The organism is Streptomyces sp. NPDC056883 (assembly GCF_042788835.1).
Classification (GTDB): domain Bacteria; phylum Actinomycetota; class Actinomycetes; order Streptomycetales; family Streptomycetaceae; genus Streptomyces; species Streptomyces stoeckheimensis.
This window is the reverse complement of record NZ_JBHUBS010000002.1, coordinates 243,651-265,779: the sequence shown is the minus strand read 5'-3', so window position 1 is coordinate 265,779 and position 22,129 is coordinate 243,651. Positions and strand designations below refer to the sequence as shown.

Sequence of the window (22,129 nt, the reverse complement as noted above, 5' to 3'; positions counted from 1 at the left end):
AACGGGATAACGCCATGGCCTTCCACCGACTCGAAGAATGCTCCGACCTGTACGAAGATGCGGTCCGAGGATCACACGGCCCATCCGGTCAGCCCGGCAACCAGGTATGTTCCGGCCATGCACACTGTCGCCGTCCTCGCCCTGGACCGGGTGATCCCCTTCGATCTGGCCACCCCGATCGAGGTCTTCAGCCGTACCCGCCTCCCGGACGGCCGCCCGGGCTACCAGATCCGGGTGTGCGCGGAGCAGCCGGAGGTCGACGCGGGTTCCTTCAGCCTGCGCGCACCGTGGGGGCTGGACGGACTCCGAGGCGCGGACACGATCATCGTGCCCGGTACCGACGCACCCACGGCCCCGCTCTCCCCCGCCGTCCGCGCCGCGCTGCTGGCGGCGGCCGAGCAGGGCACGCGCATCGCCTCCATCTGCTCGGGGACGTTCCCGCTGGCCGCCACCGGGCTCCTGAACGGCCTGCGGGCGACGACCCATTGGATGGCGGCCGATCTCCTCGCCGCCACCTACCCGGACATCGAGGTCGACCCGGACGTCCTGTACGTCGACAACGGCCGGATCCTCACCTCGGCCGGCGCCGCCGCGGGCCTGGACCTGTGCCTGCACATGATCCGCAAGGACTACGGCTCGGCGGTCGCCGCCGACGCGGCCCGGCTGTCCGTCATGCCCCTGGAACGGGAGGGCGGGCAGGCGCAGTTCATCGTGCACGACCACGTGCCCACCCCGCGGGGTTCCGTGCTGGAACCCCTGCTCTCCTGGCTACAGGAGAACCTGGCCTCCGACCTCACGCTCGCCGACATCGCCGCCCGCGCCGGAACCAGCACCCGGACCCTGATCCGCCACTTCCGCGAACAGACCGGCAGCACCCCGCTCCAGTGGCTCCACCGCGCCCGCATCCGCCAGGCGCAGCACCTCCTGGAGACCACGCAGCATTCCGTCGAACGCATCGGCGCCCAGGTCGGCTTCGGCTCCCCCACCGCCTTCCGCGACCGCTTCAAGCGCACCACCGGGGTCAGCCCCCACGCCTACCGCCGCGCGTTCAGCTGAGATCCGCGCCCTCGGGGGCCAGCAGGCGGCCCTCGGCGTACTCGAGGGCGGCCTCGGGGAGCGTGCCGGGGCGGCCGCTGAGCAGGACGGTCAGGCCTCCGGTGTATGGCAGGCCGGGCTCCGGGCGGACGCCGAGCCGGCGCAGGGCCTGGACGGCGACGGGCTCGGCGGAGCCGTGGAAGACGTACGCGCCACCGCCGGTGCGCCGGTCGAGCGCGGCCCGGATGGGGGCCTCGACCAGCTCGTAGTGGGTGCAGCCGAGCACCACGTCGGTGACGTCGGCCGGGGTCAGCGCGGCGGCCGCGGCGACGGTCCGTACGACGGCGGCCTCGTCACCGGACTCGACGGCGTCGGCCAGCCCCGGGCAGGGCACCTCGGTGACGCGCGCCCCGTCGGCGAAGTCGCGGATCAGGCCGCGCTGGTAGGGGCTGCCGGTGGTGGCGGGGGTGGCCCAGATGGCCACGCGCCCTCCGGCGGCCGCGGCGGGCTTGATCGCCGGTACGGTCCCGATGACCGGGATCGACGGCTCCAGCTCGGCGCGCAGCGCGGGCAGGGCGTGTACGGAAGCGGTGTTGCAGGCGACGATCAGCGCGTCCGGCCGGTGTGCGGCGGCGGCCCGCGCCACGGTGAGGGCCCGCCCGGTGAGGTCCTGAGGAGTCCTCGGACCCCAGGGCATCCCGTCGGGGTCGCTGGACAGCACCAGGTCCGCGTCCGGCCGCAGCCGTCGCAGCGCGGCGGCCGCCGCGAGGAGGCCGATACCGGAGTCCATGAGGGCGATCTTCACTTGGTCACCTTAATCGATCCCCCCGCTCCACCCGGGGCAACGGGCCCGGCCGACCCCCCACCCGACGGCGAGGCGGCGCCGGGCGACCGCGCTCCCGGCCAGGGGGTGTCGGTGCAGCCGCACCCGTGCCCCCGCCCCGATCCGATCCGTCGCGATCCGTCCCGCTCGGATCCTTCCCGTCCCGATCCGATCCGGACCGCGGAACCCCGGTGTCCCGGCACCCCCGGCGGTGCCGATCCCGGCAGACTGCCGGGATGGGTTACCTCCTCGTCGCCGCGTGCGCCTCGCTCGCCGTCTGGCTCTGGCTCACCCTCGGCCAAGGCATGTTCTGGCGGACCGATGCCCGCCTGCCCGCCCGGCACGCCCCCGCCCGCTGGCCGTCCGTCGCCATCGTGGTCCCGGCCAGGGACGAGGCCGGGGTGCTGCCGCACAGCCTGCCCTCGCTCCTCGCGCAGGACTATCCCGGCGAGGCCGAGGTCATCCTGGTCGACGACGGCAGTACGGACGGCACGGCCGGCCTCGCGCGGCGGCTCGCCGACGCGCACCCCGGCGGGCTGCCCCTGACGGTCCTCTCCCCCGGCGAGCCCGGCACAGGCTGGACCGGCAAGCTCTGGGCGCTGCGACACGGCATCGCCCACGCACGCTCCGGCACGGGCTCCGCCCTGAGCTCCGATCCGGATTCCGGCCCGGATGCCGGCCCGGGCCCGGGCCCCGGCCCCGACTACCTCCTCCTCACCGACGCCGACATCGCCCACGCACCCGACAGCTTGCGCGAGCTGGTCTGCGCCGCGACGGCGGCCGACCTCGACCTGGTCTCACAGATGGCCCGGCTGCGTGCCGTCAGCGTCTGGGAGCGGCTGATCGTTCCGGCCTTCGTGTACTTCTTCGCCCAGCTCTACCCCTTCCGCTGGATCAACCGCCCCGCCGCCCGCACCGCGGCCGCCGCCGGCGGGTGCGTCCTGCTGCGCACCGAGGCGGCCGTGCGGGCCGGGGTCCCGGAGTCGATCCGGCAGGCCGTCATCGACGACGTCTCGCTCGCCCGTGCGGTCCAGCGCACCGGCGGGCGGATCTGGCTCGGCCTCGCGGAGCGGGTGGACAGCGTGCGCCCGTACGACTCCCTCGCGGACCTGTGGCGGATGGTCTCCCGCAGCGCCTACGCGCAACTGCGCCACCACCCCGCCCTCCTGGCCGGGACGGTGGCCGGGCTGGTCCTGGTGTACCTCGTGCCGCCGGCCGCGCTCCTGGCCGGCCTCGCCGCCGGCCGGCCCGCCGTCGCCTGGGCCGGCGGCCTGGCCTGGCTGCTGATGGCCGGCACGTACCTGCCGATGCTGCGCTACTACCACCAGCCGGCGGCCCTCGCACCGCTGCTCCCGCTGACCGCGCTGCTCTACCTCCTGATGACCGTCGACTCGGCCGTGCAGCACTACCGCGGGCGCGGAGCGGCATGGAAGGGCCGTACCTATGCCCGCCCCGGCGACGCCTGAAACCGGACTCCGCCCTTCGACTTCACGTCGTCCGAGGTCACGGGGTTGTGACGCCTCGTCAGCACGAAGCCGGCGGCACATTCGTGCAACACCCAACCGGTGAGTACGAGTAGGAGCAAGACGGGGCGGAAGTGACCAAAACGTGCACGTGAACGTGAAGTGAAAGCTGTGGCCCTGACCTGCGAATATGCAGGTCAGGGCGGTGTTGACGGCACCTCGCTATGGACCCGGTGAAGTCGTGGGCTTAACTTAGGTCCATGACCTCCCCCCGCTCCACTTATGGCGGCGGTTACTACTCCGCGCCCTCCTTCCCGGACACCCCTATCTACGACTCCCTCGTCGCCGAACGCGGGACCCCGCAGATCGCCCCGATCCGCGTTCCCGCCGCCTACGACTCGCCCAGCGCCGGCTACTCGAGCGGTGGGTACCTCCCGGCCCTCGCGTCCGCGCTCCCCGCCCTGCCGGCAGCGCTGCCGCCCGCCCGCCCGCAACAACAACCGGCCCCGGCGTACGGGTACCCGTACCAGCAGCAGGCCGCGCCCCAGCAGGCGCCGCACATGCAGCAGATGCAGCAGATGGCCCCGATGCCGCAGCCCATGGCGATGTCGATGCCGATGCCGATGCCGCTCCAGCAGGCACCGGTGCCGTACGTACCGCAGCAGCCGCAGCCGTTCGCGGCCCGCACGGGTTACGTTCCGCAGCCCCAGCCGCAGCAGCCCCGTCCGGTCGCCGCGGGCACCGGGTACGAGGCGATGCGCCCGGCCGCGCCGCGTCCGATGCAGGCGCAGCCCGCGCCCGTCCCGGCCGCCTCGTTCGAGGACCCGTACGGACGTCCGTACCAACCGCAGGGACGCGGTTACTGACCGCCACGGCCGGCCGGCCCTCTTCCACGAGGTCGCCGCGGAGTCCGTGAGGACGGCTGGCAGTATTTCCCCATGGTGAATCTGCGTGTCCAGGCGCTCCACGTCCATCCCGTCAAATCGGTGGCGGGGACGGCACCCGACGAGGTGGCCGTGGAGCCCTGGGGTCTGTCCGGCGACCGCAGGTGGGCGGTGGTGGACGGGGAGGGCACGGTCATCACCCAACGCCAGCAACCGAGGCTGGCCTTGGCACGGGCCCGTCCGCTGGGGGGCGGCGGGTTCGAGATCTCGGCGCCGGGCATGGCGGATCTGACGGTGGAGGTCCCGGAGCGGGGTCCGCTGGAGCCGGTGATGCTCTTCGGCAAGAAGATCGAGACCGTGGCGGCGGCGCACGCCGCGGCCGACTGGTTCACCGCGTACCTGGGCGTACCGGCACACCTGGTGCACCTGGACGAGCCGGCCGTGCGCCGGCCGGTCGATCCCGCGTACGCGCTGCCCGGTGAGACCGTGAGCCTCGCCGACGGCTATCCGCTGCTGATCACCACCCTCGCCTCGCTGGACGCGCTCAACGCGCTGATCGCCGGGGGATCCCATCCCGACGAGGGCCCCCTCCCGATGAACCGGTTCCGCCCGAACGTGGTGGTGTCCGGAGCGGAGGCGTGGGCCGAGGACGGCTGGGAACGCGTCGCGATCGGCGACGCCGTCTTCCGCGGGGCGCGCGAGTGCGGACGCTGTGTCGTGACGACCACCGACCAGACGACGGCGATCCGCGGCAAGGAGCCGCTCCAGACCCTGGCCAGGCACCGGCGGATCGGCAAGTCGCTGGCTTTCGGCCGGCTGCTGGTGCCGGTGCGGCTGGGGACGCTGCGGGTCGGCGACGAGGTGCGCGTCCTGGCGTGAGGACGTCCACAGCCGTACCCGGCGGCGCCGAAACGCCGCCGGAGACCAAGGCCGCGAAGCCGCAGGAGGGCCGGTGAGACCACCCGGAATGACACCTTCGAGCGGCTCTCGTGTCCCCCTGGAACCAACCACCACCGCCTGCCCGTTGGAACATTCGGGACGTGAGCACCGGATCGGGTGACACACGTCTCGCGCGTTCCGGAATGCGGGTGGCCGGGGCATGCGGGAGGCTGGGACGGCAGGCAGGCGCAGACTGGCACAAGTAGGGGGAGCCGGACCGTGCGGACAGCAATGGGAGTGTGGCGCTGGCGGCGCAATCCGCTGCGCCGCCAGACGGATCTATTCGAGGCCTGGGTGGCCTTCGCGGCGCTGCTGTGCGTCCTGTTGGTGGCTCCGGCCATCGGCTGGGCCGCCGGCGTACGGGTGGACGGCACGCTGCAGCGGGCCGTGCGCGAACAGCGGGAGGAGCGCCATCTCGTACCGGCGGTGGTGGTCCGGCCGACCCCGGATCCGCTCCTCGGTGCGGCCACCGATCCGGCGGCGCAGCGCCAGGCCCCGCAGCGTACGCAGATCGTCGCGTCGTGGACGGCGCCCGACGGCAGCAACCACCAGGGGACGGTGCCGGCCGCGGAGGAACCGCCACGTCCCGGCGACCGGTTCCGGATATGGACCGATACGCACGGCCGGCTCGTCGGACAGCCCCTCGATCCCTCCTCCGCCAGTTTCCACGCGGGCGTGGCGGGGCTCGCGGCGGCCCTGGGCATCGCCGCGCTCGTCGAGACGCTTCGCCGTCTGGTCGTACGAAGGCTCATGCATCGGCGGTACATCCGGCTGGACCGCGCCTGGGCCGCGGCGGGGCCGGACTGGGGCCGGGCGGATGCGGGCAGCTGACCTGGCAACTCACCGGCCCCGCGCGCGCTACGGTGGAGCGCCGGAGCCACAGCTCCGGCCGGCAGGCGGACTTACGGAACACGAGGGTGGGGGCACGACAGCACCATGGCTCAGGGCACGGTCCAGGTGACGCACGGCGGTTCCTCGCGGTGGCGTCGCCGCTCCGGTGATTATCCGACGCTGACCGCCGCGCTGGCCGTGGCGGGCGACGGCGACGTCCTGTCCATCGCGCCGGGCACGTACCGGGAGAACCTGGTGCTGCACCACGCCGTGACCCTGCGCGGTCCGGAGGGCTCGCTGGGTTCGGTGCGGATCGCACCGCTCGACGGGGTGGCGCTGACCGTCCGCGCCTCGGCCGTCCTCCAGGACCTCCACGTGGAGGGCCAGGACCCCACGGCGCCCGCGCTCCTCGTCGAGGACGGCTCCCCCGAGCTCACCGACCTGCGCGTGAGCACCCGGTCGGCGGCCGGCATCGAGGTCCGCGGGAGCGGTGCGCGGCCGCTGGTGCGGCGCTGCACGGTGGAGAATCCGGCCGGGATCGGGATCGCCGTACTGGACGGCGGTGGCGGGGTGTTCGCCGACTGCGAGGTGGTGGCCGCCGGCCAGACCGGGGTTTCCGTGCGCGGCGGTGGCCGCCCCCGGCTGGAGCGCTGCCGGATCCACCACGCCACGGGCGCCGGCATCGCCGTGACCGGGGACGGCTCGGGCCTGGAGGCGCTGGGCTGCGAGGTCTACGAGATCAAGGGCGCCGGCGTGCAGATCGCCGCCCGGGCCACGGCCGTGCTCACCGACTGCGCGGTCCACCGCACCTCGGCCGACGGGGTCACCCTCGACACGGACGCGGTGCTCACGCTCGCCGGCTGCGACATCCACGACATCCCCGAGAACGCGGTGGACCTGCGCTCCCGCTCGGTGCTCACGCTCAGCCGCACCAGCGTCCGCCGCTTCGGCCGCAACGGCCTGTCCGTGTGGGATCCGGGCACCCGCGTCGTCGCCGACTCCTGCGAGATCCACGACAGCACCGGCGACTATCCGGCCGTCTGGATCAGCGACGGAGCCGGGGTCTCGCTGGACTCCTGCCGGGTGCACGACGTACCGGACGCGCTGTTCGTCCTGGACCGGGGTTCGCGCGTGGACGTCGTGGACAGCGACATCTCCCAAGTGCGCAACACCGCCGTCTCGGTGAGCGACGGGGCGACGGCCCAGCTGGACGACTGCCGGATCCGGGAGGCGGCGACGGGGGCCTGGTTCCGCGACCACGGCAGCGGCGGCACCCTCGCCAACTGCTCCATCGACTCCGTCCAGACCGGCGTGATCGTCACCAAGGGCGCGGATCCGGCGCTGGAGCGGTGCACGGTCACCTCCCCCGCCGAGGCCGGCTTCTACGTGTCCGCCGGCGGGCGCGGCACCTTCACGGCGTGCCGGGTCACGGGCAGCGCGGGCTTCGGTTTCCACGTCATCGACGGCTGCCGCACCTCCCTGCACCGCTGCCACACCGAGCGCTGTGCGCGCGGGGGCTACGAGTTCGCGGAGGACGGCCCGCTCGCCGAGGACTGCACGAGCGACGAGTCCGGACCGCGCCTCGCCGCCCGGTCCGCCTCCGGCGCGGGCGCCGGGTCCGGTGCGGGCGCGGCGGCGGCCGGGGAGCGTACGGGGATCCGTACGGTGTCGGCGGTGCCTGGCCCCGCGGCGGTGGGCACGGCCGAGCGGGTGCCGGCCCAGCGGCCGGCCGACGAACCGGACTCCGGCCCGGCCGGGCAGCCCGCCGCCCGTGGTTCGGCCGAGGTGCTGGGGCACCTCGACGCGCTCGTGGGACTGGACAGCGTCAAGCGCGAGGTCCGCGCGCTCACCGACATGATCGAGGTGGGCCGGCGCCGGCAGCAGGCGGGGCTCAAGGCCGCCTCGGTCCGCCGCCACCTGGTCTTCACCGGCTCCCCCGGTACCGGCAAGACCACCGTGGCCCGGCTGTACGGGGAGATCCTGGCCTCCCTCGGGGTGCTGGAGCGCGGCCACCTCGTGGAGGTGTCCCGGGTCGACCTGGTCGGCGAGCACATCGGGTCCACCGCGATCCGCACCCAGGAGGCCTTCGACCGGGCGCGCGGCGGGGTGCTGTTCATCGACGAGGCGTACGCGCTGGCGCCCGAGGACTCGGGCCGCGACTTCGGGCGCGAGGCGATCGACACCCTGGTGAAGCTGATGGAGGACCACCGGGACGCGGTGGTGGTGATCGTCGCCGGGTACACGGCGGAGATGGACCGCTTCCTCACCGTGAACCCGGGGGTGGCCTCCCGCTTCTCCCGGACCATCACCTTCGGGGACTACGGGCCCGAGGAGCTGCTGCGGATCGTGGAACAGCAGACCGAGGAGCACGAGTACCTGCTCGGCGAGAAGACCTCCGACGCCCTGCTGACGTACTTCACCGACCTGCCCAAGGGGCCCGCCTTCGGCAACGGCCGCACCGCACGCCAGACCTTCGAGTCGATGGTCGAGCGGCACGCGGGGCGGGTCGCGCAGCTGTCGGAGCCGAGCAAGGACGATCTCACCCTGCTGTACCCGGCGGACCTCCCGGACCTGTGACCCCGACCGCGGGCCCGCCGACCGCGGACCCGCCGGCCGTCGGCCCCGCACGCTCCGTCACACGTCCCGGCGCATGCACACCCGGGGCCAGCGATCGAGCCCGTGCACGGCCTCGCGGTCGCGGATGTCGCGCAGACCGGGCCCGAGGCCGCTCTCGTCGAGAGTCCGGAATCCGCACCGGGCGTAGTACGGGGCGTTCCACGGCACGTCGGTGAAGGTCGTGAGGGTCAGTGCGGCGGCGCCTTCCGCCCGGGCCCGCTCCGCGAGGTGTTCCAGCAGGGACCGTCCGATGCGGCGGTGGGCGCAGTGCGGATGCACCGACACCTGCTCGACGTGGAGGTTCCCGTCGACCCGGTCGGCGAGGACATAGCCCACCGGGGTGCCCGCCCCTGCGCCTTCGGCCGCGACCCAGGCCAGGCCGGCCCGCCGGTAGCCGAGGAGTTCCTCCAGCGGAAGCGGCTCGTCGTCGGCGATCTCCGGCATGCCGATGGTCCGGAAGCATTCACCGGAGGCCCGCTCGATGTCCTGGAGGAGGGACAGCTCGTCGGTGTGTGCTGCTCTGATAAGCATGTACGGCATTGTTCCGCGCCGGCCGACCCCGCGGCGGACAACTGACGGACCGACAGCTAAGGTGACAGCCCGCCGGATGCCACCGTCCGTCCGCCGAACCGAGGGAGTGCCGCCATGGCCCGCCGACTCCGCCCCGTAGGACTGGACTTCATCGAGGTCGCCCCCACCCGCCTGGTCTTCTCCGGCCGGACCACGGCCGCTCCCGAGGACGTGTACCGGGCGCTGGCCGAGGAGGTCGAGGGCTGGCCGAGCTGGTTCCGGGCCGTCACCCTGGCCCGGCCCACGCACGGCGGCGCCGGGCGCGAGATCAAACTGGCCGGCGGGATCCGGTTCCAGGAGACGATCATGGCCGCTGATCCGGAGCGGCGCTACGCGTACCGGGTCGACACGACCAACGCCCCCGGCATACGGGCCCTGCTGGAGGAGTGGCTCCTCACCCCCTCCGGCTCCGGCACCCACGTCCAGTGGACCTTCGCCGCGGACGGCCCGCCCGCCGTGCGCTTCGCCCTCACCGCGGCCCGGCCGGGACTCGGCCACTCGTTCCGCTCGGCGGTCCGCACGCTGGACCTGCGGCTGGTGGACCGGCGGCGCGGGACGCCTCAGTAGGACCCGCCCGGCCTACGGACAGGCGGGCCCGGGCCCGCCCGCACTCCCGGCGAACCAGTGTCCGGGCAGGCCCGTCACCGCTTCAGACCGCGGGGTGCCGCACCGCCAGGTCCCCGTAGCCGCCCGCCGACCAGACGCGGGTCCGGAACTCCTGCAGGGTCAGGGCCCGTTCGGCCGCGAAGTGGACCGTGCCGCAACGGCCGCAGTACCAGCCGTCCGCCCAGACGCGGTCGGCGGCCACCCGGCCCGGTTCGGTCCGGCGGCGCCAGGTCCGTACGGCCCGGCCCGACAGGGCGAGGAGGACGATGCCGACGAGCAGCAGGGCCGCGCCGATCCAGACCAGATAGGTCGAGGGCTGGTCGACCCCGAAGGGGCCGCCTTCGTCGGTGCCGTAGAGGCGCGGGAACGTGCTGCCGTCATCGAACCACTTCCCCTCGATCGCACTCCAGACGAAGGCGCCGACCGAGGCGAGGAGGAGCAGCACCCCGAGGCAGCCCGCGGTGCCGTTGTCCGGCTCGTCGGGAGCGACCGCGAGGGCCTTGGCCAGCGCCGAGTTCTCCTCGCGGGTCGTGACGCTGTCGTCCTCGCCGCGACCGCTCTCCACCCGCATCTTCGCCTTGGAGCGCAGGTACGCGGCGGACACGCCGAGCACCTGGTCCTCCCGGCCGCACCGGGGACAGGTCAACGCCCCTGCGCCGCCCGCATCTTCGCCACCCGTACCGCTGCCGGTGCCGGTGCCGCTCCCGGAACCGTCGCCGCCGCCGCCCGCGTTCTCCGCCATCGCTCCCCGCCCCGCACTGCCCGCCCCACGCCGAAGTCAGCACAGCGTAGCCAGCGGCCTCGCTCCCGGCCAGGGAAAACGATTCAGCTGACGGGTTCGCTCCACACGCCGGTCGCGAGCATGGTGTCGAGCGTCCGCGCGTACGGGGTGATGTCGAGCCCCTGCTCCGCCAGCCACGCGTCGGAGTAGTACTTGTCGAGGTAGCGCTCGCCCCCGTCGCAGAGCAGGGTCACGACGCTGCCCGTGCGGCCCTCCGCCACCATCTCCGAGATGATCTTCAGGGCGCTCCACACCCCGGTACCGGTGGAGCCGCCGGCCTTGCGGCCGATCGCGCGCTCCAGCGCACGGCACGCGGCGACGCTCGCGGCGTCCGGAACCCGCATCATCCGGTCGATGGCACCGGGGACGAAGCTCGGCTCCATCCGGGGCCGGCCGATGCCCTCGATGCGCGAGCCGCAATCGCTCGTCGCGTGCGGGTCGCCCTGGGTCCAGCCGTCGAAGAAGCAGGAGTTCTCCGGGTCCGGGACGCAGATGCGGGTGTCGTGCTGCATGTAGTGCACGTAGCGGGCGATCGTCGCGGAGGTGCCGCCGGTGCCGGCCGTGGCCACGATCCAGGCGGGCTCGGGGTAACGCTCCAACCGCAGCTGCTGGTACATCGATTCGGCGATGTTGTTGTTGCCGCGCCAGTCCGTCGCCCGCTCCGCGTACGTGAACTGGTCCATGTAGTGGCCGCCGGTGCGGGCGGCCAGCTCGGCCGACTCCTCGTACATCTTCATCGAGTCGTCGACGAAGTGGCATTCGCCGCCGTGGAACTCGATGAGCCGGCACTTCTCGGGGCTCGTCGTCCGCGGCATGACGGCGATGAACGGGACGCCGATCAGCTTGGCGAAGTATGCCTCCGAGACGGCGGTGGAACCGGACGAGGCCTCGATGACGGGGCGGCCGGGGCGGATCCAGCCGTTGCAGAGGGCGTAGAGGAACAGGGAGCGGGCGAGGCGGTGCTTGAGGGAGCCCGTCGGGTGGGTGGACTCGTCCTTGAGGTAGAGGTCGATGCCCCAGGCCTCGGGGAGCGGGAAGCGCAGCAGGTGGGTGTCGGCCGAGCGGTTCGCGTCCGCCTGCACCTTGCGGACGGCCTCTTTCAGCCACGCCCGGTAGTCCGCGTCGCTGTGGTCGACGTCGATGGTCGTGGCGGTCGTCCCGGTGGTGCTCATGCGCCGTGCTCCTTCGTACTTCCCGATGTCCCGAGTCCTGGGACGGCCCGGCGCCTCTTCGCCTCGCTCCGCCCGCTTTCGCAATGTACCCCCCTCACCTGCACAAACGGTCACTTTGGGTATCCATGCGGATGCCTTTCGATCGCGTTCGGTTGCACACCGGCCCACAGTGGGTGACCCTGGGGAGGCGTCACCGAGGGTGCAGCACCCGTAACACTGATGTCGGGGAGTCGCAGCCGTGATCAGTCATTCCCGCAGGCACTGCGTCGTCGAACTGCAGGCCCTGCCCTTGCGGATCGGACAGATCCGCCGAATCGTTTCAGCGCAACTGCGCCACTGGCAGCTCGATCCGCTCATAGACCGGGCTGCGCTCGGCGTGACGGAGCTGCTCAGCAACGTCCACCGCCATGCGCAGCCGGACAAGACGTGCACCGTCGAGATCGAACTCCGCCTCGGCCGGCTGACCGTCTCCGTCTACGACAGCGACCCCCGCCTCCCGATGCTCCGGCACTCCGGGGACTGCGGGACCTCCGGGGACCGTGAGTCCTCCGGGGACTGCGGGGCCGACGGGGGCTCTGCGCCCGCCGGGGCCGCACGCCCCGCGGGCGGTTCCCTGGTCGACGCCCTGGAGACCTCCGGCCGCGGGCTCGCGCTCGTGGAGGCCCTCAGCGAGGCTTGGGGGGCCCGGCAGCAGGACGACTGCCCGGGAAAGGTGGTGTGGTTCTCCCTGCGCGCCGCCCCCGGTCCGGCCGCACCGGAACGCCACCCGGTGCTCCTGGCCGAGCGGCCGGCGCTCCTGCCCGAGAACAAGACCGTACGGGACCCCGCGCCGGCCCCGCCCGCCGCCGCACCCCCCGTGCCGGTCTCCGCCGGCCTGTCGGTGACCGCCTCGGTCGGCGCCCGGCCCGGGTAGCCTCCGGCCGCAGCAGCGCCGCCCGGAGGGGCCTAGGCCCTGACGTCAGGCCGCCGTGCCCAGGGTCCCGAGGGGGTCGTCCAGCACCGGCTGCCACGCCAGCTCGGCGGCGCCGACCAGGCTGTTGTGGTCGAGCGTGCACGGCAGGATCGGCACGCCGCCGCTGCGGCCCCACAGGCTGCGGTCGGCGACCACCGCGCGCAGCCGCTCGGGGTCGGCATAGAGCAGCTCGCGGTGCAGTCCGCCCAGGATGATCCGGTCCGGGTTCAGGATGTTGACCAGGCCGGCGAGGCCCAGGCCGAGCCGGTCGATCAGCTCCTCGGTGGCGGCCCGCACCCCCGGGTCCGCCGACTCCTCGCGGAGCAGGTCACGGGCCTGCTGGAGCAGGGACACCTCGGGGCCCGGAGTGCGCCCGGCGGCGGTGAGGAAGGCCAGCGGGTCGGCCTCCACGTCGAGGCAGCCGCGGCTGCCGCAGTGGCAGGCGCGCCCCTCGGGGTTCACGGTGAGATGGCCGACCTCCAGGGCCAGGCCCGAACTCCCGCTGTGCAGACGGCCGTCCAGGACGAGCGCCCCGCCGACCCCGCGGTGCCCGGTGGCCACGCACAGCAGGTGCTGCGCGCTGCGGCCGGCGCCGTGCCGGTGCTCGGCGAGCGCGGCGAGGTTCACGTCGTTGCCGGTCAGCGCCGGGCCGTCGATGCCGGCCTCCTTCACGCAGTCGGCGAAGATGGCCCGCACGGGGGAACCGGCGGGCCAGGCCAGGTGCAGCGGGTTCAGTGCCGTGCCCTCCGGCTCCGCGACCGCCGAGGGCACCGCCAGGCCGGCGCCGATGCAGCGACGGCCGGTCTGCGCGAGCAGCGCGGCCCCGGCTTCGACGACCGCGCCGAGGACCTGCGCCGGGTCGGCCGACACGGGCACCCTGCCGGGAGCCGTGGCGACGATGCGGCCGCCGAGCCCGACCAGGGCGGCCCGGAACCCGTCCGAGTGCACCTGCGCGGCCAGGGCCACCGGGCCGTTCTCGTCCACGGAGAGCCGGTGCGAGGGGCGGCCCTGGGTTCCGCCGGCCCCGCCGGGGCGGGAGTCCACGCGGATCAGGCCGAGCGCCTCCAGCTCGGCGGCGACGGCTCCGGCGGTGGCGCGGGTGACGCCGAGCTCGGCCGTCAGGACCGCGCGGGTCGGGGCCCGGCCGGTGTGGACCAGCTCCAGCGCCGGCCCGAGCGCGCCACGGCCCCGCTCCAGCTTGGTCCGTGCGGAGCCGGCTGCCGCGGAGGCGGAAGCCGACGCGGGGGCCGACGCCGAGGCTGACGCGGAGGCCGAGGTCGATGCCGAACCCGAGGTCGAGGCCCTGTCGGATCCCTCGGCCGTGCCGGCCCCTTCGACCCCGCCCGTCCCTTCCGCTCCGCTCGTCCCGTCCGTCCCAGCGGACACCGTGGTCACATCCCCCACCCGCCGCGGGGCCCCGTTGCCGTTCATGACAGCGATCCTCGCATGATCGGAGGGTCGAGGACGCCGCCCGCTAGCCGAGCCCGCCGACCCGGAGCGTGATGTTCAGCCGCCCGGTCAGGCCGAGGCTCGGCGGAGCGGTGCCGGGCAGGACTTTCGGCACCCCGTGAAAGGCCCGTCGGACGGGCCCGCCGAAGACGAACAGATCCCCGCTGCGCAGCTCAACGTCCCGATACGGACGCCCGCGGGAGGCGGTGTTGCCGAAGCGGAAGAGGCAGGAATCACCCAGGCTCAGCGAGACCACCGGGGCTTCCGAGCGCTCCTCGGCGTCCCGGTGCATGCCCATGCGGGAGTCGCCCTCGTAGAAGTTGACCAAGGCGATGTCGTACGCGACGCCAGGATCCGGAGCCTGCCCGTACGCGGCGGCCACGGCACTGCGTCCCAGTCGTGCGAGCCAGTCGGGCATCGCCTTGACCGGCGCGCCGTCCCCGTCGACGGCGTTGGGCGCGTATCCGTACGGGTACCAGTGCAGCCCCAGGCACACCTGCCGGGCGCTCATCGTCCCCCCGCCCGGCGTGCGCACCGTACGCAGCCCGGCGGGCGGCCGGGCCCATTCCCGGCAGGCCTCCACCAACTCCCGCTGCCGCCCGGGCCCCAGCCAGTCGGGCACGTGCACGGCCCCGGGCACGATCTCGGCCCGCTCGCGCGGGAAGAGCTCGCCGTCCGGGTGCTCCGTGTCCGGGTGCTCCACGCCCTCCGTCACCTGCTCCGCCACCTCCTCCATGACCTCCATGACCTCCATCATCCTTCGTTGTGCGTCCCCGCGGGCGGCTGCGAGACTCCTGGCATGGAGATCATCAGCTATGTGAAGACCGTGGCCCGCGAGGGCGAGCAGCTCGCCGACATCGCCGAACGGGCCGGTACGGACGCCCTGGTGCCCACCTGTCCGCAGTGGCGGGTCGCGGATCTGCTGCGCCACACGGGCTCCGTGCACCGCTGGGCCACCGGGTACGTGGCGCAGGGTCTGACCGAGCGGGCGCCGTTCCCGGACGCGCCGGAGCTGGTGGGCGCGGAACTGCTGGCCTGGTTCCGCGAGGGCCACGCAACGCTGGTGCGGACCCTTACCGGGACATCGGCCGACGCGCAGTGCTGGACCTTCCTGCCGACCGCGCCGCCTTCGCCGCTGGCCTTCTGGGCGCGGCGCCAGGCGCACGAGACCACCGTGCACCGGATGGACGCGGAAGCCGCGCTGGGCGTGCCCTTCGGGGCGGTGGACCCCGGCTTCGCGGAGGACGGGGTGGACGAGCTGCTGACCGGGTTCCACGCGCGGCCGCAGAGCCGGGTCCGGACGGCGGAGCCGCGGGTGATGCGGGTACGGGCCTCCGACACCGGCGCGGTGTGGACCGTACACCTGTCCCAGGAGCCTGCGCGCACGGTGCGCGGAGACGCCTACGGCACGGACGGCGCGGAGGCGGACTGCACCCTGACGGGCGAGGCCTCCTGGCTCTACTCGGCGCTGTGGAACCGGCAGCCGCTCACCGGACCGGGTGTGACGGGCGACGCGGAACTGGCCCGGCTCTGGGCGGACACGGCCGGAATCTGACCCCCGGGCACGCCGCGACGCCGGGGCGCCCTTGTCGGGACGCGGCCCGGGCGGCGAGACTGCGCCCATGGGGCGACGTAGTCAGGCCGACCGGGACGCGATCACCATCGAGATCGCGTACGCCTTCGTCAGTGGCGTTTTCGCGGCCGGACTGGTCTTCGCGGCGCTGTACGCCCCCGTCCTGGCCTTCGACCTCTCCCCCACGACCGGCCGGATCCTGGCGACGGTGGGCGGCGCCCTGGCCGCGACGGTGTTCCTCCTCCGGATCACCCACGTCCTGTGGCGCTTCGCCCGCCGCCCGGAGAACGACGGCCGCTAGGCCGTCTCTTTAGACTGGGCCGCATGGATTCCCCGGCCGTACGGCCCGCCCTGCGGACGGAGAGCGTCGTCGTCCCCGACGGTGAAGGACGGGCGTCCACGGCCCGGGTCTCGCTCCTGGTGCTGTACACGCCGCGGTTGGAGGACTGCCACCGGTTCTACGCGGGCCTCGGCCTGGCGTTCACCGCGGAACGCCACGGCCGCGGGCCGGACCACTACGCGGCCGTCCTCCCGGACGGCATGGTCCTCGAGCTCTATCCCGCCGGCGATGACCGTCTCACGGGCGTCCTGCGGCTGGGGCTGGCCGTGGACGCGTCCGCGGCGCGTCCGGCGCTCGCCCCGGGGCGCCACCGGCTCGTGGACCCCGACGGCCGGACCGTCGAGATCACCGCCGTCGGGCGGACGGAGTGCGGCTCAGCCCAGGGTTGAGGCGTACGAGGTCTGGGCGCGGTACTTCCAACCGGGCTGGGCGTCCCAAGGGTTCGGCATCTGCGCACTGGTGGCGTAGGCGTAGCCCGCGCCCCGTTCGAAGGCCGTACGGAGCGTCGCGCGCATCGCGGAGGCGTCCGGGACGTCGTGCACGAGGTGCCAGAACGCGGTGCCGCTCGGGTCGAGTTCGGCGCCGGAGCGGTAGCCGGTGAGTGCGTTGAAGACGTTGCCGCCGAGCCAGCCGCCGCCCGTGTGGGCCGCGTACGTGTCCTCGAAGGTGACGAAGACGTCGGCGGTGCGGTGGCCGGGCTCCAGGTAGCAGTCGGCAATGGCCGTACCGGGGTTGTTGACGACCAGGTCCGCCGTGCCGGGGGCCACGGCTTCCATGGTGTCCTGCACGTAGCGGCGGAGCTCCGCGTAGTGGTCGCGGGTGGCGTTGGCCGGGCCGCAGTCGCGGCTGACCACGTCGAAGAAGATGCCGTCCACGTGGAGGCGGCCGTCGGAAGTCTTGAGGTAGTTGTCCACGGAGGCCTTCACGGCGGCGATGTCGCGGTTGCCGTGGTCGGTGTGGACGTAGCCGAGCACCTTGGTCTTCTCGCCGGTGGCGGTGGTGCCGGTGCGCAGGACGTCGGCGCGGGCCCGCCAGGGGGCGTCGAACGGAGAGTCGCCGTTGCCCGGGTTGAGGACCACGACCGAGGCGGCCGGGCTGGTGGCGGTGAGGTCGGCGAGCATCGGGTCGTCGGCCCAGACGTAGGCCGGGACGGCTATCTCCAGGCCCCGTACGCCGGCCGCCCGAGGCGTCGGTCTCACCGCGGGCGTCGGAGCCGGGGCGAGGGTCGGGGTGCGGTCCCGTGCTTGGGTGCTGCTCGGCTCCGAGCTCGCCGACGCGGTGACGGCCGGCGCCGGCGCGGCCAGTAAGAGGGTGGCCAGGACGGCGTAAACGGCCTTCGCGGCGCGGGTCATGACGGCTCCTCGGGGCGGCGGCGGGGCGACGGCAGGACGACGCCGGGGCGTTGGCCGGGCGCCGGGAACGGCAACCGGGACAGGACCCGACCCCGGCCCGAGGAACACTAGACGGGCCGCCGGGCGCACCAGGGCCGAATCCGCTGCTTCCGTACGAGGAACTGACAAGCGAACTTTCCCCGGCCCCCGCCGGCACGACCCTGCCCGGCCCCATGGCACGGCCCTGCCCGGCCCTACACGGCGGGCAGTCCGACCCCGTGCGCCAGCTGTCCGGCGGCGTGCGCGAAGAAGGTGTCGCGGTCCTCGACGACCCGGTTGAACTGGCCGAACAGCTCGAAGGAGATCAGCCCGACGAGCTGCGCCCAGGCGGCGACCAGGGCCGCCGCGGCCTCGGGGGGCAGTCCTTCGGCGAAGTCCGCGGCCATGCGGGCGGCCTCGGGGCGCAGCTCGGCGGGGAGCGGCGGGAGGGCGATGCCACGGCCCTCGTAGGCGGCGCGCACGATGCCGATGAGGGTGTTGCCCACGCGGGAGGCGGGGCCGACGGTGTCGAGCGGGGCGGTGTAGCCGGGGACGGGCGAGCCGTAGATGAGGGCGTACTCGTGCGGGTGCTCCAGCGCCCAGGCGCGGACGGACGCGCAGACCTCGGCCCAGCGGGCGCGGGGGGTGCCGCCCGCGGCGAGCGAGCGGGAGTCGGCGGCCTCGGCGGCGACGCCGACGCTGTTGTAGGCGTCGACGATGAGGGCGGTGAGGAGCTCGTCGCGGCTGGGGAAATAGCGGTAGAGGGCGGAGGAGACCATGCCCAGCTCGCGGGCGACGGCGCGCAGCGAGAGCTTGGCTGCGCCCTCCGCCGCGAGTGCGCGGCGCGCCTCGTCCTTGATGGCGGCGGTGACTTCGATGCGGGCTCGTTCCCTCGCCCCTCGCACGGTGCTCATGGGGGCCAGTCTGCCACGCGAACAGAGCACTGCCCACCAATGAGATTGACGCTCCATTCCGAGAGCACTGCTCTTGTTTTGGAGCGCCGATCCGTGCACACTGTTCTCAAGCGAGAGCAGTGCTCTCCCAAACGCCTCGGAGGCCACCATGAACGCGCCCAAGCCGTACTACGTTCAGGCCGGCCCGCTCGGGATCCGCTTCAACGCCCTCATCGGCAAGCTCGCCCGCCTGGGCATGAGCCTGGCCGGAACGGCCGAGCTGTCGGTGCGCGGCCGTACCTCCGGCACGATGCAGCGGATCCCGGTGAACCCGTACCACCAGGACGGCACCCAGTACCTGGTCTCCGCCCGCGGCCACTCCCAGTGGGTCCGCAACATGCGCGCCGCGGGCGGCGGCGAGCTCCGCCTGGGCCGCACGGTGCAGACCTTCACCGTCACCGAGGTCACGGACCCGGCCGAGCAGGCCGTCGTGCTGCGCGGCTACCTCAAGAAGTGGGGCTGGGAGGTCAACCGGTTCTTCAACGGGGTCACGGCAAAGTCCTCGGAGCCCGAGCTCCAGGCCGCCGCCCCCGACCACCCGGTCTTCCGCATCACACTCACCTCCTGACCACCCGCCCACCCGCCCACTCACCCGCCCCGACCACCACCCTCCGGTCCCCGCCCCCGGAAAACGCGGCGGCGGCCTCGCCGGCATACCGGCAAGACCGCCACACTCCGCACTTCGACGCCGCCGTTCTCCCACCGGGGACGGCGACGGTAGCCCGGGAACAGACCCGGGATCAGCCCTTGGCTCCTCCCTGGGCTCCGTCCTGCTCCTCGGAGCCGGTCCCGGAACCGGAACCGGACCCCGCCTCCGACCCGGCCTCGACGCCGGCCCCGCCCGGCCCCGCACCCCGGCTCCGCGCCTGTCGCGCATCCAGCACGTGCAGCGCCTTGCGCGCCAGCGGGTACGTACGCACCATCTCGGCCAGCGTCAGCGACCCCCGCGCGATCCGCGCGAAGGCCAGCCAGGCCGGCCGGAAGCCGGTGATCGCCGCGTGCAGCAGGCCCGGCTTGGCCTCGAAGAGTTCCAGCATCCGCTTGCCGACACCCATCTCCACGCCCAGCCCGGCCTTGACGGCGAAGGCGTAGTTGAGGGCCTGGCGGCGCGCGTCCACGGCGTCCTGCGCCTCGGAGATCTTCACGGCCCACTCCCCGGCGAGCCGCCCCGAGCGCAGCGCGAAGGAGATGCCCTCCCGGGTCCACGGCTCCAGCAGTCCGGCCGCGTCGCCCGCGACCAGGACCCGCCCGCGCGAAAGCGGCGATCCGGGCTTCCGGCAGCGGGTCAAGTGCCCGGAGGAGAGCGCCGGTTCGAAGCCGGACAGGCCCAGCCGGGCGATGAAGTCGTCCAGGTACCGCTTGGTCGCGGCGCCCTCGCCCTTCGCCGAGATGACGCCGACGGTGAGGGTGTCGCCCTTGGGGAAGACCCAGCCGTAGCTGCCGGGCAGCGGCCCCCAGTCGATGAGGACCCGGCCCTTCCAGTCCGCGGCGACCGTCTCCGGGACGGGGATCTCCGCTTCCAGCCCGAGGTCGACCTGGTCCATCTCGACGCCGACGTGCGCGCCGATCCGGCTCGCGCTGCCGTCCGCGCCGACCACGGCCCGGGCCAGCACGGTCTCGCCGTCGGCGAGGACCACCGCGACCGTGCGCCGGTCGGGCACGGACGCCCCGTGCTGTTCCACCCGCGCGACGGCCGTACCCGTACGGACCGTGGCGCCGGCCTTCTCCGCCTCGGCGACCAGCGCCGCGTCGAACTCGGGCCGGTTGATCAGCCCGAACAACATCTGCTTGGAGCGCCTGGTCCGGGGATACTTCCCGTCCAGGGAGAAGGTGACCGCATGGACGCGGTCCTTGAAGGGGAGCACGAAACCCGGCGGGAGCGCATCGCGCGAGGGGCCGATGATGCCTCCGCCACAGGTCTTGTACCGGGGCAGTTCCGCCTTCTCCAACAGCAGAACGCGCCGTCCGGCGGCGGCCGCCGCGTGCGCGGCCGAGGAACCGGCCGGCCCCGCACCGACCACGACCACGTCCCACACCTCGCCGGTCGCCCCGGCCGTCTGCGCGTCCGCCCCCTGAGCGGTCTGTCCTGCCGCCGCGTCGCGTACGTCGCCGCTGTCGCTCTCGTCGCTGCTCACGATGTGCTGCTGCTCCTGATCATGCGATTCATGCCGTTGCTCCGATGCCGGGGAAATCCTACGGCGCGAGATCGACTGCCCCGTTGTGCGAGGATCGGAAGAGTCTTTTGCCGTAGCCCGCATACGCACACCCCGCGCATGCGGGAGGCGTATACGTAACCCGTACACGTACACCAACGTCGCACCCAAGAGGAGCGTGCCCATGCCGTCTCATCCGATCGCCGAGACCGTCGCCTCGCTGATGCCCCGCGCCAAGCAGGAGCTGTCCGAGCTGGTGGCTTTCCAGTCGGTGGCGGACTGGGCACAGTTCCCCCAGAGCGAGAGCCAGGCCGCCGCGAAGTGGGTGGCCGACGCACTGCGCGCCGAGGGCTTCCAGGACGTGGCGCTGCTCGACACCCCCGACGGCACCCAGTCGGTGTACGGGTTCCTGCCCGGCCCGGCGGACGCGCCGACCGTCCTGCTGTACGCGCACTACGACGTGCAGCCCCCGCTGGACGACGCGGCCTGGATCTCCCCCGCCTTCGAGCTGACCGAGCGGAACGGCCGCTGGTACGGCCGCGGTGCCGCCGACTGCAAGGGCGGCTTCATCCTGCACCTGCTCGCGCTGCGCGCCCTGAAGGCCAACGGCGGCGTCCCGGTGAACGTGAAGGTGATCGTCGAGGGTTCGGAGGAGCAGGGCACCGGCGGTCTGCAGCAGTACGCGACGGCCCACCCCGAACTGCTGGCCGCCGACGCCGTCGTGATCGGTGACGCGGGCAACTTCCGTACGGGCCTGCCGACGGTCACCGCGACCCTGCGCGGCATGTGCCTGCTGAAGGTCAAGATCGATACCCTCGGCGGCAACCTGCACTCCGGCATGTTCGGCGGGGCCGCCCCCGACGCGATGGCCGCCCTGATCCAGCTGCTGGCCTCGCTGCGCGCGCCGGACGGTTCGACCACGGTGGACGGGCTGGCCTCGGACGCGGTGTGGGAGGGGCTCCAGTACCCGGAGGCCGACTTCCGTTCCGACGCGAAGGTGCTCGACGGGGTCGAGCTGATCGGCGAGGGCACGATCGCCGACCGGCTGTGGTCCCGGCCGGCCGTCACCGTGCTGGCCATCGACTCCCCGCCGCTGGTCGGTGCCACCCCCTCGGTGCACGCGAGCGCGGGCGCGCTGGTGAGCCTGCGGGTGCCGCCGGGCGTGGACACGGCCGAGGCGATCAAGCTGCTGGAGGCCCACCTGGTGGCGCACACCCCGTGGAAGGCGCACCTGGAGCTCGAAGTCGTCGGCCAGGGGCAGCCGTTCCAGGCGGACACGACCAGCCCCGCGTACGCCTCGATGGCGCAGGCCATGAAGGTGGCCTACCCGGGCCAGGAGATGCAGATCAGCGGCATGGGCGGCTCCATTCCCCTCTGCAACACGCTGACCGAGCTGTACCCGGACGCGGAGATGCTGCTCATCGGCCTGAGTGAGCCGGAGGCTCAGATCCACGCGGTGAACGAGAGCGTCTCCCCGGAGGAGCTGGAGCGCCTGTCGGTCACGGAGGCGCTGTTCCTCCTCAACTACGCGGAGTCCAAGCGCGCCTGACGGTTTCGTAGGCGGTTCCCCGAACGCTCAGCTACGGGCGAACCACGCCAGCGGCGCAACCTGCGCCGCC

22 protein-coding genes are annotated in these 22,129 nt (G+C 73.5%); 13 read left to right on the top strand and 9 right to left on the bottom strand.

What is annotated here, in order from left to right:
• The first annotated feature begins 117 nt into the window (after positions 1-117).
• The gene (locus tag ACFRU2_RS06575; RefSeq protein ID WP_382968411.1) at positions 118-1,056 is read left to right on the top strand and encodes a GlxA family transcriptional regulator; all 939 of its coding nucleotides are present in this window, start codon (positions 118-120) and stop codon (positions 1,054-1,056) included.
• Here the strand turns inward: ACFRU2_RS06575 and ACFRU2_RS06570 are convergent.
• Positions 1,049-1,840, bottom strand: coding sequence for a glutamate racemase (locus ACFRU2_RS06570; protein ID WP_382968408.1), 792 nt, complete (start codon positions 1,838-1,840; stop codon positions 1,049-1,051). The genes ACFRU2_RS06575 and ACFRU2_RS06570 overlap by 8 nt on opposite strands.
• Before the next feature lie 254 nt (positions 1,841-2,094).
• On the opposite strand from ACFRU2_RS06570, the gene ACFRU2_RS06565 reads away from it, so the two are divergent.
• The 5 genes from ACFRU2_RS06565 (at position 2,095) to ACFRU2_RS06545 (ending at position 8,552) form a co-directional block, all read left to right on the top strand.
• Positions 2,095-3,324 (top strand): glycosyltransferase, encoded by a 1,230-nt coding sequence (locus ACFRU2_RS06565; protein WP_382968406.1) that lies wholly within the window; start codon positions 2,095-2,097, stop codon positions 3,322-3,324.
• A gap of 257 nt (positions 3,325-3,581) precedes the next feature.
• Positions 3,582-4,187 carry a DUF6643 family protein gene (locus ACFRU2_RS06560; protein ID WP_382968403.1) on the top strand — a complete coding sequence of 202 codons (606 nt, stop codon included), beginning with the start codon at positions 3,582-3,584 and terminating at the stop codon, positions 4,185-4,187.
• A gap of 72 nt (positions 4,188-4,259) precedes the next feature.
• Positions 4,260-5,084 carry an MOSC domain-containing protein gene (locus ACFRU2_RS06555; protein ID WP_382968400.1) on the top strand — a complete coding sequence of 275 codons (825 nt, stop codon included), beginning with the start codon at positions 4,260-4,262 and terminating at the stop codon, positions 5,082-5,084.
• A 279-nt stretch (positions 5,085-5,363) separates the two neighbouring features.
• Entirely contained in the window at positions 5,364-5,975 is a 612-nt protein-coding gene (locus ACFRU2_RS06550) for a hypothetical protein (RefSeq protein WP_382968397.1), read from the top strand.
• A gap of 105 nt (positions 5,976-6,080) precedes the next feature.
• Positions 6,081-8,552 carry a right-handed parallel beta-helix repeat-containing protein gene (locus tag ACFRU2_RS06545; RefSeq protein ID WP_382968394.1) on the top strand — a complete coding sequence of 824 codons (2,472 nt, stop codon included), beginning with the start codon at positions 6,081-6,083 and terminating at the stop codon, positions 8,550-8,552.
• Positions 8,553-8,609: 57 nt separating this feature from the next.
• Here ACFRU2_RS06545 and ACFRU2_RS06540 read toward each other — a convergent pair whose 3' ends face one another.
• On the bottom strand, positions 8,610-9,122 hold the full coding sequence (locus tag ACFRU2_RS06540) for a GNAT family N-acetyltransferase (protein WP_382968391.1): 513 nt from the start codon (positions 9,120-9,122) through the stop codon (positions 8,610-8,612).
• A gap of 114 nt (positions 9,123-9,236) precedes the next feature.
• On the opposite strand from ACFRU2_RS06540, the gene ACFRU2_RS06535 reads away from it, so the two are divergent.
• Complete coding sequence (locus ACFRU2_RS06535; RefSeq protein WP_382968388.1) at positions 9,237-9,728, top strand: SRPBCC family protein; 492 nt, start codon at positions 9,237-9,239, stop codon at positions 9,726-9,728.
• An 82-nt stretch (positions 9,729-9,810) separates the two neighbouring features.
• Here the strand turns inward: ACFRU2_RS06535 and ACFRU2_RS06530 are convergent, their stop codons facing one another.
• Together ACFRU2_RS06530 and ACFRU2_RS06525 are read right to left on the bottom strand one after the other, a co-directional pair.
• Positions 9,811-10,509 (bottom strand): hypothetical protein, encoded by a 699-nt coding sequence (locus ACFRU2_RS06530; RefSeq protein WP_382968386.1) that lies wholly within the window; start codon positions 10,507-10,509, stop codon positions 9,811-9,813.
• 83 nt (positions 10,510-10,592) lie between these two features.
• On the bottom strand, positions 10,593-11,720 hold the full coding sequence (locus ACFRU2_RS06525) for a PLP-dependent cysteine synthase family protein (protein WP_382968383.1): 1,128 nt from the start codon (positions 11,718-11,720) through the stop codon (positions 10,593-10,595).
• Between the two features lie 238 nt (positions 11,721-11,958).
• Between ACFRU2_RS06525 and ACFRU2_RS06520 the strand changes: the two genes are divergently transcribed.
• Positions 11,959-12,633, top strand: a complete 675-nt coding sequence (locus ACFRU2_RS06520) for an ATP-binding protein (RefSeq protein WP_382968380.1) — start codon at positions 11,959-11,961, stop codon at positions 12,631-12,633.
• A 45-nt stretch (positions 12,634-12,678) separates the two neighbouring features.
• Here the strand turns inward: ACFRU2_RS06520 and ACFRU2_RS06515 are convergent, their stop codons facing one another.
• Positions 12,679-14,103: an ROK family protein gene (locus tag ACFRU2_RS06515; protein WP_382968378.1), complete on the bottom strand. Its 1,425-nt coding sequence runs from the start codon at positions 14,101-14,103 to the stop codon at positions 12,679-12,681.
• A gap of 43 nt (positions 14,104-14,146) precedes the next feature.
• Positions 14,147-14,857, bottom strand: a complete 711-nt coding sequence (locus ACFRU2_RS06510) for an alpha-ketoglutarate-dependent dioxygenase AlkB family protein (protein ID WP_382969581.1) — start codon at positions 14,855-14,857, stop codon at positions 14,147-14,149.
• Positions 14,858-14,920: 63 nt separating this feature from the next.
• On the opposite strand from ACFRU2_RS06510, the gene ACFRU2_RS06505 reads away from it, so the two are divergent.
• The 3 genes from ACFRU2_RS06505 (at position 14,921) to ACFRU2_RS06495 (ending at position 16,423) form a co-directional block, all read left to right on the top strand.
• Positions 14,921-15,676 (top strand): maleylpyruvate isomerase family mycothiol-dependent enzyme, encoded by a 756-nt coding sequence (locus ACFRU2_RS06505; RefSeq protein WP_382968376.1) that lies wholly within the window; start codon positions 14,921-14,923, stop codon positions 15,674-15,676.
• A 67-nt stretch (positions 15,677-15,743) separates the two neighbouring features.
• On the top strand, positions 15,744-15,995 hold the full coding sequence (locus tag ACFRU2_RS06500; RefSeq protein ID WP_382968373.1) for a DUF6332 family protein: 252 nt from the start codon (positions 15,744-15,746) through the stop codon (positions 15,993-15,995).
• Positions 15,996-16,018: 23 nt separating this feature from the next.
• Positions 16,019-16,423 carry a glyoxalase/bleomycin resistance/dioxygenase family protein gene (locus ACFRU2_RS06495; RefSeq protein ID WP_382968370.1) on the top strand — a complete coding sequence of 135 codons (405 nt, stop codon included), beginning with the start codon at positions 16,019-16,021 and terminating at the stop codon, positions 16,421-16,423.
• Here the strand turns inward: ACFRU2_RS06495 and ACFRU2_RS06490 are convergent.
• Positions 16,409-17,386, bottom strand: a complete 978-nt coding sequence (locus tag ACFRU2_RS06490) for a spherulation-specific family 4 protein (protein ID WP_382968368.1) — start codon at positions 17,384-17,386, stop codon at positions 16,409-16,411. The genes ACFRU2_RS06495 and ACFRU2_RS06490 overlap by 15 nt on opposite strands.
• Positions 17,387-17,619: 233 nt before the next feature.
• Positions 17,620-18,318 carry a TetR/AcrR family transcriptional regulator gene (locus ACFRU2_RS06485; protein WP_382968365.1) on the bottom strand — a complete coding sequence of 233 codons (699 nt, stop codon included), beginning with the start codon at positions 18,316-18,318 and terminating at the stop codon, positions 17,620-17,622.
• A gap of 148 nt (positions 18,319-18,466) precedes the next feature.
• On the opposite strand from ACFRU2_RS06485, the gene ACFRU2_RS06480 reads away from it, so the two are divergent.
• Positions 18,467-18,925 carry a nitroreductase/quinone reductase family protein gene (locus tag ACFRU2_RS06480; protein WP_382968362.1) on the top strand — a complete coding sequence of 153 codons (459 nt, stop codon included), beginning with the start codon at positions 18,467-18,469 and terminating at the stop codon, positions 18,923-18,925.
• Between the two features lie 172 nt (positions 18,926-19,097).
• On the opposite strand, the gene ACFRU2_RS06475 is transcribed toward ACFRU2_RS06480, so the two are convergent.
• Complete coding sequence (locus tag ACFRU2_RS06475) at positions 19,098-20,393, bottom strand: geranylgeranyl reductase family protein (RefSeq protein ID WP_382969578.1); 1,296 nt, start codon at positions 20,391-20,393, stop codon at positions 19,098-19,100.
• Positions 20,394-20,694: 301 nt separating this feature from the next.
• Here ACFRU2_RS06475 and ACFRU2_RS06470 point away from each other — a divergent pair, with 301 nt between their 5' ends.
• A complete protein-coding gene (locus ACFRU2_RS06470; RefSeq protein WP_382968359.1) occupies positions 20,695-22,059 on the top strand; it encodes a dipeptidase in 1,365 nt (454 codons plus the stop codon).
• The last annotated feature ends 70 nt before the right edge of the window (positions 22,060-22,129 follow it).

Coding starts and splice junctions, on each gene's coding strand:
- ACFRU2_RS06575 (WP_382968411.1), top strand. CDS start 118: ATGCACACTGTCGCCGTCCTCGCCCTGGACCGGGTGATCCCCTTCGAT.
- ACFRU2_RS06565 (WP_382968406.1), top strand. CDS start 2,095: ATGGGTTACCTCCTCGTCGCCGCGTGCGCCTCGCTCGCCGTCTGGCTC.
- ACFRU2_RS06560 (WP_382968403.1), top strand. CDS start 3,582: ATGACCTCCCCCCGCTCCACTTATGGCGGCGGTTACTACTCCGCGCCC.
- ACFRU2_RS06555 (WP_382968400.1), top strand. CDS start 4,260: ATGGTGAATCTGCGTGTCCAGGCGCTCCACGTCCATCCCGTCAAATCG.
- ACFRU2_RS06545 (WP_382968394.1), top strand. CDS start 6,081: ATGGCTCAGGGCACGGTCCAGGTGACGCACGGCGGTTCCTCGCGGTGG.
- ACFRU2_RS06540 (WP_382968391.1), bottom strand. CDS start 9,122: ATGCTTATCAGAGCAGCACACACCGACGAGCTGTCCCTCCTCCAGGAC.
- ACFRU2_RS06535 (WP_382968388.1), top strand. CDS start 9,237: ATGGCCCGCCGACTCCGCCCCGTAGGACTGGACTTCATCGAGGTCGCC.
- ACFRU2_RS06530 (WP_382968386.1), bottom strand. CDS start 10,509: ATGGCGGAGAACGCGGGCGGCGGCGGCGACGGTTCCGGGAGCGGCACC.
- ACFRU2_RS06525 (WP_382968383.1), bottom strand. CDS start 11,720: ATGAGCACCACCGGGACGACCGCCACGACCATCGACGTCGACCACAGC.
- ACFRU2_RS06515 (WP_382968378.1), bottom strand. CDS start 14,103: ATGAACGGCAACGGGGCCCCGCGGCGGGTGGGGGATGTGACCACGGTG.
- ACFRU2_RS06510 (WP_382969581.1), bottom strand. CDS start 14,857: ATGGAGGAGGTGGCGGAGCAGGTGACGGAGGGCGTGGAGCACCCGGAC.
- ACFRU2_RS06505 (WP_382968376.1), top strand. CDS start 14,921: ATGGAGATCATCAGCTATGTGAAGACCGTGGCCCGCGAGGGCGAGCAG.
- ACFRU2_RS06500 (WP_382968373.1), top strand. CDS start 15,744: ATGGGGCGACGTAGTCAGGCCGACCGGGACGCGATCACCATCGAGATC.
- ACFRU2_RS06495 (WP_382968370.1), top strand. CDS start 16,019: ATGGATTCCCCGGCCGTACGGCCCGCCCTGCGGACGGAGAGCGTCGTC.
- ACFRU2_RS06490 (WP_382968368.1), bottom strand. CDS start 17,386: ATGACCCGCGCCGCGAAGGCCGTTTACGCCGTCCTGGCCACCCTCTTA.
- ACFRU2_RS06485 (WP_382968365.1), bottom strand. CDS start 18,318: ATGAGCACCGTGCGAGGGGCGAGGGAACGAGCCCGCATCGAAGTCACC.
- ACFRU2_RS06480 (WP_382968362.1), top strand. CDS start 18,467: ATGAACGCGCCCAAGCCGTACTACGTTCAGGCCGGCCCGCTCGGGATC.
- ACFRU2_RS06470 (WP_382968359.1), top strand. CDS start 20,695: ATGCCGTCTCATCCGATCGCCGAGACCGTCGCCTCGCTGATGCCCCGC.